10 protein-coding genes are annotated in these 12,413 nt (G+C 61.5%); 9 read left to right on the top strand and 1 reads right to left on the bottom strand.

Going from position 1 to position 12,413, the window contains the following annotated elements; translation table 11 throughout:
- Positions 1–163 precede the first annotated feature (163 nt).
- From EOL43_RS03170 to argE, 9 genes are all read left to right on the top strand, one after another.
- Positions 164–1,441 (top strand): flavin-containing monooxygenase, encoded by a 1,278-nt coding sequence (locus EOL43_RS03170; protein ID WP_133485423.1) that lies wholly within the window; start codon positions 164–166, stop codon positions 1,439–1,441.
- A 21-nt stretch (positions 1,442–1,462) separates the two neighbouring features.
- Positions 1,463–2,608 (top strand): aromatic ring-hydroxylating oxygenase subunit alpha, encoded by a 1,146-nt coding sequence (locus EOL43_RS03165; protein WP_133485421.1) that lies wholly within the window; start codon positions 1,463–1,465, stop codon positions 2,606–2,608.
- A gap of 21 nt (positions 2,609–2,629) precedes the next feature.
- Complete coding sequence (locus EOL43_RS03160; protein WP_133485419.1) at positions 2,630–3,046, top strand: RidA family protein; 417 nt, start codon at positions 2,630–2,632, stop codon at positions 3,044–3,046.
- A 4-nt stretch (positions 3,047–3,050) separates the two neighbouring features.
- The gene (locus EOL43_RS03155) at positions 3,051–3,725 is read left to right on the top strand and encodes a DUF1028 domain-containing protein (protein ID WP_133485417.1); all 675 of its coding nucleotides are present in this window, start codon (positions 3,051–3,053) and stop codon (positions 3,723–3,725) included.
- 31 nt (positions 3,726–3,756) lie between these two features.
- Positions 3,757–4,869: an aromatic ring-hydroxylating oxygenase subunit alpha gene (locus tag EOL43_RS03150; RefSeq protein ID WP_133485415.1), complete on the top strand. Its 1,113-nt coding sequence runs from the start codon at positions 3,757–3,759 to the stop codon at positions 4,867–4,869.
- 9 nt (positions 4,870–4,878) lie between these two features.
- Entirely contained in the window at positions 4,879–6,375 is a 1,497-nt protein-coding gene (locus EOL43_RS03145) for an aldehyde dehydrogenase (RefSeq protein ID WP_133485413.1), read from the top strand.
- Between the two features lie 30 nt (positions 6,376–6,405).
- Complete coding sequence (locus EOL43_RS03140; protein WP_133485411.1) at positions 6,406–7,344, top strand: LysR family transcriptional regulator; 939 nt, start codon at positions 6,406–6,408, stop codon at positions 7,342–7,344.
- Positions 7,345–7,440: 96 nt separating this feature from the next.
- Positions 7,441–9,510, top strand: a complete 2,070-nt coding sequence (locus tag EOL43_RS03135; protein ID WP_133485409.1) for an oxidoreductase — start codon at positions 7,441–7,443, stop codon at positions 9,508–9,510.
- Positions 9,511–9,570: 60 nt separating this feature from the next.
- Positions 9,571–10,707, top strand: coding sequence for an acetylornithine deacetylase (argE, locus tag EOL43_RS03130; RefSeq protein ID WP_133485407.1), 1,137 nt, complete (start codon positions 9,571–9,573; stop codon positions 10,705–10,707).
- Positions 10,708–10,716: 9 nt separating this feature from the next.
- On the opposite strand, the gene EOL43_RS03125 is transcribed toward argE, so the two are convergent.
- On the bottom strand, positions 10,717–12,342 hold the full coding sequence (locus EOL43_RS03125; RefSeq protein WP_133485405.1) for a thiamine pyrophosphate-binding protein: 1,626 nt from the start codon (positions 12,340–12,342) through the stop codon (positions 10,717–10,719).
- Positions 12,343–12,413 lie beyond the last annotated feature (71 nt).

Raw genomic sequence — 12,413 nt, 5'->3', positions numbered from 1 at the left:
ACCTTTTCAAGCTGCCTAGATGTTAGTCACTGCCTAATCACGGCTGACACAGAACATTCTTTTCTGTCGGCCCCATCGTGCCAATGTAATGCGACCGCCGACCACGGCGCACCCGGCCAGCACGCCTGCGCCGACACGACATTCAGACAAGAGGACCAGACACATGCCCGTTGAAACCATTGATACGCTTGTTGTTGGTGCCGGACAGGCCGGAATTGCCCTAAGCGAACACCTTGGAAGCCGTGGCGTGCCGCATCTGATTCTGGAAAAGAATCGCGTCGCCGAGGCATGGCGCACCGGGCGCTGGGACGCGCTTGTGACCAACGGACCCGTCTGGCACGACCGATTCCCCAGCCTTGAGTTCACAGGAAATGACCCGGACGAATTCGTCACCAAGGACCGCGTGGCGGACTATCTGGAAGAATACGCGCAGATGGTGAACGCGCCCGTGCGCACCGGGGTTGAGGTGCTGAAAGCCGAACGCCTGCCCGATCAGGCCGGGTTCCGGGTCGAAACCTCGGACGGTGAAATCCACGCCAAGCGCATTGTCGCCGCAACTGGCGCTTTCCAACATCCGGTGATCCCGCCCATCGTGCCGGAAACGGCCGGGGTCGATCAGATCCATTCCTTCCATTACAAAAACCCGTCACAGCTCTCGGATGGGGCGGTGATGGTTGTTGGTGCGGGATCATCGGGTGCCCAGATCGCGGACGAGCTGAACCGCGCGGGCCGTAAAGTGTTCCTGTCGGTTGGGCCGCATGATCGCCCACCGCGTCGCTATCGTGGCCGCGATTTCGTCTGGTGGCTGGGTGTGCTGGGCCTGTGGGACATGGCCGCGCCAAACCCGGGGACAGAACATGTGACGATCTCGGTCTCTGGGGCCTATGGCGGACATACGATGGATTTCCGCCGCTTGGCGGGTGAAGGCGTCACGCTTCTGGGCCTGACCGAGGGGTTCAAGGACGGCACACTGACCTTCCGTGACGATCTGCAAGCCAATGTGGCCGCGGGCGATGCGAATTATAACGAGATGCTGGACGCCGCTGACGCCTATGTGGAACGCACCGGCCTGTCCCTTCCGGAAGAGCCCGAAGCCCGTGAAGCCTTCCCCGATCCGGACTGCCTGACCAACCCGATCCACGCGCTTGATCTGGCCAAGGAAGGGATCACCACAATCATCTGGGCCACCGGGTTCCGGCAGGATTTCGACTGGATGAAATTCGACGCCTTCGACGACAAGGGCGCGCCGATCCACCAGCGTGGCGTGTCGGTCGAACCGGATGTCTATTTCCTTGGCCTGCCGTGGCAATCCCGCCGCGGTTCGACCTTCCTGTGGGGGGTCTGGCACGACGCCAAACACGTGGCAGATCAGATCGCAACCCAGCGCGCCTATCTGGATTACGACGGTCAGGCGGCCGTTGTGTCTTCGGCTGCAGAATAAGCTCAACGAGAAGGATCCCAGATGGCAAAAGACCATATCGACCCCGTAGAGGAACTTCGCCAGAACACCGCCGAGCCGTTCGAGCAGGCCCATGCCATGCCGCCCTCGGTCTACACGTCCGAGGCGTTTCTGAAGGAAGAGCTGGAGCACATCTTCTCGAAGGATTGGTTCTGCGTGGGTCGGGCGGATGCGCTGAAAGAGCCGGGCCAGTACACCACTTGCGAGCTTGCCGGTCAGCCGGTTCTGGTCATCCGTGATCGCGACGGCGAGCTGCGCGCCATGTCCAACGTCTGCTTGCACCGCATGTCGACGCTCTTGCACGGAAACGGCAAGACCCGCGCCATTGTCTGCCCCTATCACGCCTGGACCTACAATCTGGACGGCAGCCTGCGCGGCGCCCCGGCGATGACCCTGAACGAAGGCTTCTGCAAGGACCAGTACCAGCTGCCGCAGGTGAGATGTCAGGAATGGCTGGGCTGGGTGTTCATCACTCTGAACCAAGACGCGCCTGACGTATCTGATCAGCTTCGCCAAGTCGAAGACATGGTCGCGGGCTATGACATGACCAACTACACCGAAGCGTTTTACGAAGAACACGTCTGGGACACCAACTGGAAGGTGCTGGCCGAGAACTTCATGGAAAGCTATCACCTGCCGGTTTGTCACGCAGGCACCATCGGCGGTCTGTCGAAGCTCGAGGATATGGTCTGCCCGCCGGGTTTACCTGCGTTCAACTATCACACCATCCTGAAGGACGAGACGCTGCGCATCGCGATGGCGCACCCATCGAACGACCGCCTGAAGGGCGAGGAACGGCGCACCACCTTCCTGCTGGCGATCTATCCCAGCCTGCTGATCACGCTGACGCCGGGCTATTTCTGGTACTTGTCGTTGCACCCCAAGGGACCGGGCCAGGTGCAGATCCGGTTTGGCGGCGGGATGTCGGATGACTATGCCGATGACGCAGACGCGCAAGAGAACTTTGCCGCCCTGAAGACCCTTCTGGATGACGTGAATGTCGAAGATCGCGGCTGTACCGAAAAAGTGTTCAAAGGCCTGTCGTCCGACCGCGCCGTGCCGGGGCATCTAAGCCACTTGGAACGCCCAAACTATGACTTCGCGCAGTATCTGATGGCCCGGATCGAGGCCGGACGCGCCGCCACCTAACACCACATAAAGGGACGCCCAATGGCCCATACCCGCATTCGCAAATTCAACACCTCGGACACCTATCCCGAACAGAATCTCGACAATGACCTGTGTCAGGCCGTGGTCACACAGGGTGGCAAGACCGTCTATCTGCGCGGCCAGTGCCCGCAAAATCTGGACGATGCCGTCAACATCGACAGCCATGACCCGGTCGAGCAGACCCACAAGGTGATGCAGAACATCCGCCAGCTGATCGAAGAAGCCGGAGGCGAGATGGAGCATCTGGTGAAGGTCGTCGTCTACATTACCGACGTCCGCCACCGCGAGGCCGTCTATCGCACCATGGGCGAGTATATCAAAGGCGTGCACCCTGTCTCGACGGGTCTGGTGGTGCAGGCGCTGGCGCGGCCCGAGTGGCTGGTTGAAATCGACGGCACCGCCGTCATTCCGGAGTGATGTGATGACCTTTTCACTGGTGGCGCGCTGCGCCGACACGGGCATGTTTGGCATTGCGATCTCGTCGTCATCCCCTGCGGTGGCGGCGCGCTGCGCCTATGCCCGCGCGGGTGTTGGCGCGGTGGCGTCACAAAACGTGACCGACCCAACCCTTGGCCCCTTGGCGCTGGACATGATGCAAGGCGGCATGTCCGCGGGCGAGGCGATTGCCGGCGTGAAGGATCTGGGCCGGTTTATCGAATACCGGCAGGTTCTGGCGGTGGATAAAAATGGCGCGACGGCCATCCATTCCGGACCCAATAGCCTTGGTATTTGGACACAGGCGCAGGGGCCGGATGTGGCCTCGGGCGGGAACTTGTTGGCGAATGACGGCGTGCCGCAGGCGATTGTGGACGGGTTCTTGGCCAGTTCCGGCCATCTGGGCGACCGGCTGATCGCCGCGATGCGCGCTGGGCTGGCCGCAGGCGGCGAAGCGGGGCCAATCCATTCCGCAGGCATGATGTTGGTCGACAAGGTCGCGTGGCCCGTCGCCGATCTGCGCTGCGACTGGACCGAGGACTGTCCGATCGAAAACATCGCCACCGCGTGGGGAATCTACAAGCCGCAGCTGGACGCCTATGTCCAACGCGCGCTCGACCCGCGCGAGGCGCCGTCCTACGGCGTCCCCGGCGACGAATAACCCCAAAACGCAACAGGAAACGGAGGGTAAGATGGGTGATTTAAGAACGAAGCTTCAGGATTTGGCCGCCTTGCCTGCCGACCGCCCGATGGGCATGCCTGGGGCATACTACACAAGCCAAGCGCAGTTCGAACACGAGGCTGCTACGGTGTTGCGCTGGAATTGGCATTGTCTGGGCCGCACAGATGAAATTCCCGAACCCGGCGACTTTTTCACCGTGCAGCTTTTGTCCGAACCGCTGATCGTCGTGCGCGGCGATGATGGGGACATCCGTGTGCTGGCCAATGTCTGCCGTCACCGCGGCATGCCGCTGGCTGAAGGGCGGGGCAACGTGAAGCGCTTTGTGTGCTCGTACCACGCATGGGCCTATGGCCGTGACGGGGCGCTTCTGCGCGCCGCGCGGATGGAAAACGCCGGGTTTGACAGCAAGAATTGCCGCCTGCATGGGCACAATGTGCACCTGTGGAACGGCTTCATCTACGTCAATCTGGACAGCCATGCGGCCCCGTTTGATCACCCAGATCTGGACGGGTTGCTGGCCCCCTACGAGACTGAAAACTTCCGTCTGATCCACGTGGCCGAAGAGAACTGGCAGACCAACTGGAAATGCCTCGTCGAGAACTTCATGGAGGGTTACCACCTGTCCGTGGTGCACCCGCAGACGCTGCATGGCTATACGCCCACGGGATTGGCGCGCAAGCTGCTGGCGGGGGAGGATTTCACCTCTTACGCCGCGAATTATCCCACCACGATCCCGCCGCGTGGGCATGGGGCCGAGGGGCTGAGCGATGACGAACGCATGCGCTCGACCCTATTTGCGAAATTCCCGACGCAGGTTGCCAGCCAAGCGGCGAGCCTATTGGTTTCGTTGTCTATTTTCCCACTCAGCGCCGGAGAGATCCGCGTGAAATGGACCATGTCCGTCTATGGCGACGATCTGGACGACGCGACCATCGCCGCCCGCATCAAGCTGTGGGAAGAGGTCAACCGCGAGGACCGCGAGAAACTGGAACGCATGCAGGTGGCGCTTGGGTCTGAACACGCGCTCGAAGGGCCGCTGGCGGGCGATGACTATGAAGGAACAATCCGCGACTTCCAGCTGTGGTTGGCGCGACAGGACAGGGCCATCGTGGCCGCCGAATAGGAGAGAGAGATGCTTGACTACACCCTAGAAGACTGGCGGTCCCGCGCCGGGCAGATTTCCTTCCGCAACAAGGCGTTCATCGACGGCAAATTCGTCGATGCCGTGTCGGGCAAGACCTTTGACAGCATCAACCCGGCCAACGGACAGGTGCTGGCGCAGGTGGCCGAATGTGACGCGGCGGATGTGGATCTGGCCGTCGCTGCCGGACGGCGTGCCTTCGAAGATGGGCGGTGGTCACGTATGGCACCGGGGGATCGCAAGGCGGTGCTGTTGAAGCTCGCCGATCTGATCCGCGCCAATCTTGAAGAAATGGCGCTTCTGGACAGTCTGGATATGGGCAAGCTGGTGACGGATGCCGCCACCATCGACGCCCCGGGATCCGCGCATTTCTTCCAGTGGTATGCGGAAGCAATCGACAAGGTCTATGACGAAGTCGCCCCAACCGGCCCCGGCGATTTGGCGCTGGTATCCCGCGTGCCCTTGGGCGTGGTCGGCGCGGTGACCCCGTGGAACTTCCCCTTGGACATGGCCACGTGGAAAGCGGCGGCGGCGCTGGCGGCGGGCAACTCGGTCGTGTTGAAACCAGCCGAGCAATCTCCCTTGTCCGCCCTGCGTTTGGCCGAACTGGCCGCTGAGGCGGGCGTACCGGATGGCGTCTTTAACGTCGTGCCGGGCTTTGGCCACACGGCGGGGCAGGCCTTGGGTCTGCACATGGATGTGGACTGTCTGGCCTTCACCGGATCGACCATGATCGGCAAGAAATTCATGGAATATTCGGGCCAATCGAACTTGAAACAGGTCTGGCCCGAAACCGGCGGCAAATCCCCCAATCTGGTCTTTGCGGATTGCGAGAACTTGGACGCCGCCGCCGACATGGCCGCCTTTGGCATCTTCTTCAATCAGGGCGAGGTCTGCTCGGCGAACTCGCGGCTGTATGTGGAGCGGTCCATCAAGGATGCGTTTGTTGAGAAAATGATCGCGCGCGCCGAAGGGATGCAGCCGGGCGACCCGCTGGACCCGGCCTCCAAGATGGGCGCAATTGTCGACGAAAAGCAGACCGAAGACATCATGCGCTTTGTCGAAGGCGGCAAGAAAACCGCCAATCTGGTTGCCGGGGGCGAGCGTGCCTATGTCGACGGCAAAGGCTGCTTCGTCGCGCCCACGATCTTTGACGATGTCAGCCACGACGACCCCTTGGCGCGGGACGAGATTTTCGGACCTGTCCTGTCGATCATCCCCTTCGACAGCGAAGACGAGGCCGTCACGATGGCCAACGATTCAGTCTATGGGCTGGCCGCATCCGTCTGGACCGATAATCTGGGCCGTGCGCTGCGCGTGTCGGACAAGTTGATGGCCGGGACCGTGTCGGTCAACACCGTCGACGCCCTGTCTGCGCAAACCCCGTTTGGTGGCATGAAGCAGTCGGGATTTGGCCGCGATCTGTCCCTGCACAGCTTTGACAAATACACAGCACTGAAGACCACATGGATCAAGTATCAGGCTTGAACCATTTGAACCGTAAGGCATAATCGCAGGATGGCTTTGCGGTTCACTCTTCGTCAGTTGGAATACTTCGTCGCGGTCGGCGAGGAAGGCTCGATCTCGCAGGCGAGCGAGCGGGTGAACGTGTCGTCGCCGTCGATCTCGGCGGCGATTTCGCAGTTGGAGGACGAGTTTGGCCTGCCGCTTTTCGTCCGCAAACACGCCCATGGCCTTAGCCTGACGCAGGCCGGGCGGCAGTTCATGGCGCAGGCCAAGCAGGTGTTGCAGGAAGCCGACGCGCTGAACCGTCTGGCGGGCGATATCTCGGGCAATGTGCAGGGGCCCTTGAACATCGGCTGCCTTGTGACCTTTGCGCAGGTGCTTTTGCCCGCGATCCGGCGGCAGTTTGAACTGAAATACCCCGACGTGCGCGTCAGTCAGATCGAGACCGACCAACTGAGTCTGATCGAACAGCTTCGCCGCGCACAGATCGACGTGGCGCTGTCCTATGACCTCGAAATCCCGCCGGATCTGGAATTCGTCCCCCTGCGGTCCCTGCCCCCTTATGCGATGGTGCCCGAAGGTCACCCGCTGGCCCGCCAGAACGAGGTCGAGGTGGCCGAGCTTTTGGACTATCCGATGGTCCTGTTGGACCTGCCACTCAGCAGCAACTATTTCCTCAGCTTCTTTGACCAGACGGGCCGCAAGCCCCGCATTGTCGAACGCACGCGGGACATGGCGGTGATGCGGTCAATGGTGGCAAACGGGTTTGGCTATGCAATCGCCAATATTAGACCCTATTCCGACCTGTCCCCGGACGGGCGGCGGTTGGTGTTTATTCCGCTGAAGGGCGACCAGCGCCCCATGCAATTGGGCCTGATCATCCCCGAAGGCGCGCGCAATGTGCTGACGGTTAACGCCTTCATCGACCACGCCGCCACGGTGATCCGCGACTGGAATTATCCGGGCCGCGCTATCCCGCCTAGGGGTTAAGCACAGCCTAACCCGCGCTTCCGTAAGCACGACTTTAGCCTAACTCGATCATCTGTCACGCTGATCCGATAACGCGATCCTGACAGGAGAAGAAACGTGCGCGATCCTCGCTATGACATTTTGTTCGAGCCCATGAACATCGGGCCGGTCACAGCCAAAAACCGCTTCTACCAAGTGCCCCATTGCAACGGCGGCGGCTATCGCGATCCGTCGGCTGCGGCGGCGATGCGCGGGTCCAAGGCCGAAGGCGGCTGGGGCGTCATTTTTACCGAGCAATGCGAGATGCACCATACCTCGGAAATCACGCCGTTCATCGAGCTGCGCCTGTGGGAAGACAAAGACATTCCAATGCTGCGCAAGATGTCCGAGACGATGAAAAGCAACGGCGCGCTGGCGGGCATTCAGCTTGCCTATTCCGGCGTAAATGGGCCGAATCTGTACACGAAAGAGGTGCCGCTGGCGGTGTCCGCCCAGCCCATCCGTACCTTCACCAACGATCCCGTTCAGGCGCGTGCTTTGGACAAGCAGGACATCAAGGATCTGCGCCGCTGGTTTGTGAATGCGGCCAAACGCTCGAAGCTGGCCGGGTTTGATCTGATCTGCCTGTATGGCGCGCATGGCTTCGGTATTTTCCAGCACTTCCTCAGCCGCGCCACCAACCACCGGACGGATGAATATGGTGGCTCGCTCGAAAACCGCTCGCGCTTTGTGAACGAGGTGATTGCGGACATTAAAGACGCCGTGGGGGACACGATGGGGATCACGCTGCGTGTCAGCTTGGACGAAACCATCGGCGATCTGGGCTTTTCCAACGCCGAGGTGCGCGAGTTTGTCGAGATGAACAAGAACCTGCCTGATCTTTGGGACCTGGCGCAGGGCACGTGGGAGGACTGCTCGGGCCCATCCCGCTTCAAGGAAGAGGCCGCGCAGGAACAACTGGTCACAGGCATTCACGAGCTCACGGACAAGCCCATCGTCGGCGTCGGGCGCTTCACCAGCCCTGACGTGATGGCCAAGATGGTCCGCACGGGCACGCTGGATTTCATCGGCTGCGCCCGTCCCTCCATCGCGGATCCGTTCCTGCCCAAGAAGGTCGAAGAAGGCCGGATCGAGGATATTCGCGAATGTATCGGCTGCAACATCTGCATCACCGGCGACATGACCATGTCGATCAGCCGCTGCACCCAAAACCCCACCTTTATGGAGGAATGGCGCAAAGGCTGGCACCCGGAACGGATGAACGCGAAGGGCGACAGTTCGAACGTGCTGGTGGTCGGGTCGGGTCCTGCGGGGCTTGAAGCGGCGCGCGCGCTGTCCGAACGGGGCTACGACGTTGCTATCGCCGAAGCGGGCACCGTGATTGGCGGCCGCGTGACGCGCGAGCGCACTCTGCCCGGCCTGTCGGCTTGGGGCCGCGTGGTGGACTATCGCGAGTACCAGATCAGCCAGAAACCCAATGTCGAAACCTATTTCGACAGTGAACTCGACGCCGAAAGCATCCTTGAGTTCGGGTTCGAGAACGTCTGCATCGCCACCGGGGCCAAATGGCGCCGCGATGGCGTCTCGCGTCAGCATGTCGTGCCGTTCCCGACCGATGCCGCGATGCCTTTGTTCACACCGGATGATATGATGGACGGGGCCAGCCCCTCGGGCCATGTGGTGATCTATGATGACGACCACTATTACATGGGGGGCGTGATGGCCGAGTTGCTGGTCCAGAAGGGCTGCAAGGTCACTTTGGTCACGCCTGCCGCCTATGTCAGCGAATGGACCCTGAACACGCTAGAGCAGCACGAAATCCACCGCCGTCTGGTTGAGATGGGCGTCACAATCGAGCTGAACCGCGGCATCACCGCCATCGGCAAGGATCACGTGGAAACCAACTGCACCTTCACCGATCAGCGCCGTGCGATTGAATGCGACGGGGTGCTTCTGGTGTCCGCGAAGCAGGAAAATAACGGCGTCTACAACGAGCTGAAGGCCCGTCAGGCGGACTGGGCGGATGCCGGGATCAAGTCGGTCAAGCTGATCGGCGACGCCAACGCCCCCGGCCCGATTGCCTGGGCGACCTATGCTGGCCACCGCTATGCCCGCGAGCTGGACGGCGAGGATATCGGCGACGCCCTGCCCTTCCGCCGCGAGATCACCGAACTGGCCGCGGATTGACCGCGCCTGTTCGTTCGCCCAAAACTCGCGCAGGACACATGCCGAAATGCAGGAGACACAATGAGCCGCACAATTGAGATCCTTGAGCGGCTGATTGCCTTTCCGACGGTCAGCAAGGACAGCAATCTGGACCTGATCCACTATGTGCAGGACCTGCTGCACAGCGCGGGGTTTGCCGTTGTGAGCATCCCGTCGCCCTGCGGTCAGAAAGCTGGGCTGTTCGCGCGGATTGGGCCCGAAATGGGCGGCGTGTGCCTGTCGGCGCATACGGATGTGGTGCCGGTCGAGGGGCAGAATTGGTCCAGCGACCCGTTTACCCTGACTCGCCGTGGCGAACGCCTGCATGGGCGAGGCACCACGGATATGAAGGGATTCCTCGCCTCTGCCCTTGCGCTGGCGGAGCGGGCTGCGAAAGCCCCGTTGATGGAACCGCTCAGCCTTGCGATTTCCTATGACGAAGAAATCGGCTGCGTGGGTATTCGCCAGATGATGCCAACGCTCGCGCCGCTTCTGGGCAGCCCTCGCGCGGTGATCGTAGGCGAGCCGACCGCGATGCAGGTAGCGACGGGGCATAAGGGCAAAGTTGCGTTGAAGGTCGCATGCCACGGGGAAGCGGGCCACAGTGCGCTGGCGCCGGATTTCACCAATGCCCTGCACGTCGCAGCGGCATTCATCGACGAGGTCCGCGCGCTGCAAACCCGGCTGGCAGAAGGCGCGACCGACGCGGCCTATAGCATCCCCTATTCCACCGTCCATATCGGCCGGATGAGCGGGGGCAGGGCGTTGAACATCGTACCGGATTCCGCCGTGATAGAGATGGAATTTCGATATCTGGCGCATACCCCAGCCGAGGACATCCTGTCCGAGTTGAACGAAATCGCTCGGCGCGTCGGTGCTGCTTTCGGCGACACCGATGCCATCGAAATCACCCAGACCAACGCCTATTACGGGCTAGACACGCCCACCGACGATCCGGTCGTCAGCTGGGCAGGTCAAATGGCAGGCACCCAAGGCACCACCAAGGTCGCTTTCGGGACCGAAGCCGGGTTCTTCGCTGCTGAAGGTATCCCCACTGTGGTGATCGGACCCGGCGACATGGCGCGCGACGGCCATAAAGCGGACGAGGGCGTAGACCTGTCCGAACTGGCCGCCTGCGACGCGATGATGGACCGGATCCTGACCGATCTAAGCGCGTAAACGCCTGCGTTAGATTCGCATCCGCGGCACGTCATTCGGATCCAGCCGCAGCTCGATCAACAGGGGTTTCGTGCGGGTATCAATCGCAGTGATCGCGCTTTCCAGCGTCTCGACACTGTCCACATAGATGCCCTGCCCGCCCAGCGCGGTGCCGATTTCGGCAAAGGACGGCCAGTCGAACATCGACAGACCCGGGTCCATCTTGCGGTCGAGGAACTGGATATGCTCGGCGCCATAGGCGCTGTCATTGGCGACGATCACCACCAGATCCTGCTTCATACGCACGGCGGTGTTGAACTCGTTGATGCCACCCATCATGAAGCCCCCGTCCCCGGTGAACAACACAACGGGGCGATCTTTCACGGCAAAGCCTGCACCAATCGCCACCTGAAGCCCCAAGCCGATCGAGCCGAAATTGGTCGTGGCGATGAAGCTTTCGGCATTCGGGGCGTCGACGCGGCACCAGACCTCGGTCATGAAGCGGCCGCCATCGGTGGTCAGGAAGCGATCCTTGGGCAGGGCGGCGTCCAGACGATCCAGAGCGTATTCGAAGTTCACAAATCCGGGTGCGGCCTTGTCGGGGTTGCCCTTGGGGTGCGCGGTCAGAACCTCCATATCCAGTTCGGCAGTGAAGCCGCTGGGGGGGATTTCGGCCTCGTCCAGCCACCAGACGATGTTGTCGGCGGTCAGGCCCGCATCGGCCACCAAAGCCGCGTCGGGGTGATAGTTCTTGGACACTTCGGTCACGGTATCATTCACCTGCACCACGCGCTTGCCCTTCATCAGGGCACCTTTATCAGTGGTGAAGTGGTGCAAAGACGTGCCGAAGGCCACAACGCAATCGGCCTTGGCAATCGCCTCATACGCGGCGGGGGTCGAGAGGGTGCCAAAAATGTCGATGTTGAACGGGTGGTCGTTGAACATCCCCTTGGCTTTCAGCGTGGTTGCCAGCGGGGCCTCCAGACGGTCGGCCAGTTTGATGATCTGATCCACCGAGTCCTTCGCCCCGATCCCTGCCAGAATGATCGGGCGCTTGGCCGACGCGATCATACCGATGGCTTCGTCCAGATCGTCGCCTTCCGGCACATGTGCGGGGGCCGAGAACGCCGGGAAGACGTGCTTTTCATGCGTGGCCTCTTCCCACATGAAATCGGCAGGCATGTTCAGCACGATGGGGCGCTTTTCGACCTGCGCGCGGTAAATGGCATGCGCCACGTCATAGGACGCAGTTTGGGGCGAACGCATCTGCTCGAACCCGGCACCGGTGATCTTCACCGTCTCGCGCTGGTCGATGTTTTGCAGGTTCTGCGGGTTGGACACGGCAGTGTCCCCGGCCAGCAGCACCATTGGCACACGCCCGCGGGCGCCCTCGGTCAGGGCAGTAACGCAGTTGGTCAGGGCGGGGCCGTGGGTGACAGTGGCAATGCCGACGCTACCGGACACGCGGCCATAGGCCAGTGCCATCAATACGGCGCTGCCTTCAAACGCGACGGGGACGAATTCACCCCCGCATTCGCGGACATAGTGATCGACCATGAACAGGTTCGCATCGCCCATCAGGCCGAACATGGTGGTGTGGTCGTGATCCACCAGCGACTGCGCGATGGACTGATATACATAAGCTGAGGCGCTCATCTATGGGACTCCCTTAAATAGACCCGGCTTTCGGATTTGGCCGGCCTCACTTCTATTCTGGGTCCCTATGT

It is taken from the genome of Aliiroseovarius marinus, assembly GCF_004360145.1.
In the GTDB taxonomy this organism is placed as follows: Bacteria; Pseudomonadota; Alphaproteobacteria; order Rhodobacterales; family Rhodobacteraceae; genus Aliiroseovarius; species Aliiroseovarius marinus.
This window is presented reverse-complemented; position numbering and strand designations above follow the sequence as displayed.

Excerpts from the sequence above, each read along its gene's own strand:
- EOL43_RS03170 (WP_133485423.1), top strand. The coding sequence starts at position 164 with ATGCCCGTTGAAACCATTGATACGCTTGTTGTTGGTGCCGGACAGGCC.
- EOL43_RS03165 (WP_133485421.1), top strand. The coding sequence starts at position 1,463 with ATGGCAAAAGACCATATCGACCCCGTAGAGGAACTTCGCCAGAACACC.
- EOL43_RS03160 (WP_133485419.1), top strand. The coding sequence starts at position 2,630 with ATGGCCCATACCCGCATTCGCAAATTCAACACCTCGGACACCTATCCC.
- EOL43_RS03155 (WP_133485417.1), top strand. The coding sequence starts at position 3,051 with ATGACCTTTTCACTGGTGGCGCGCTGCGCCGACACGGGCATGTTTGGC.
- EOL43_RS03150 (WP_133485415.1), top strand. The coding sequence starts at position 3,757 with ATGGGTGATTTAAGAACGAAGCTTCAGGATTTGGCCGCCTTGCCTGCC.
- EOL43_RS03145 (WP_133485413.1), top strand. The coding sequence starts at position 4,879 with ATGCTTGACTACACCCTAGAAGACTGGCGGTCCCGCGCCGGGCAGATT.
- EOL43_RS03140 (WP_133485411.1), top strand. The coding sequence starts at position 6,406 with ATGGCTTTGCGGTTCACTCTTCGTCAGTTGGAATACTTCGTCGCGGTC.
- argE (WP_133485407.1), top strand. The coding sequence starts at position 9,571 with ATGAGCCGCACAATTGAGATCCTTGAGCGGCTGATTGCCTTTCCGACG.
- EOL43_RS03125 (WP_133485405.1), bottom strand. The coding sequence starts at position 12,342 with ATGAGCGCCTCAGCTTATGTATATCAGTCCATCGCGCAGTCGCTGGTG.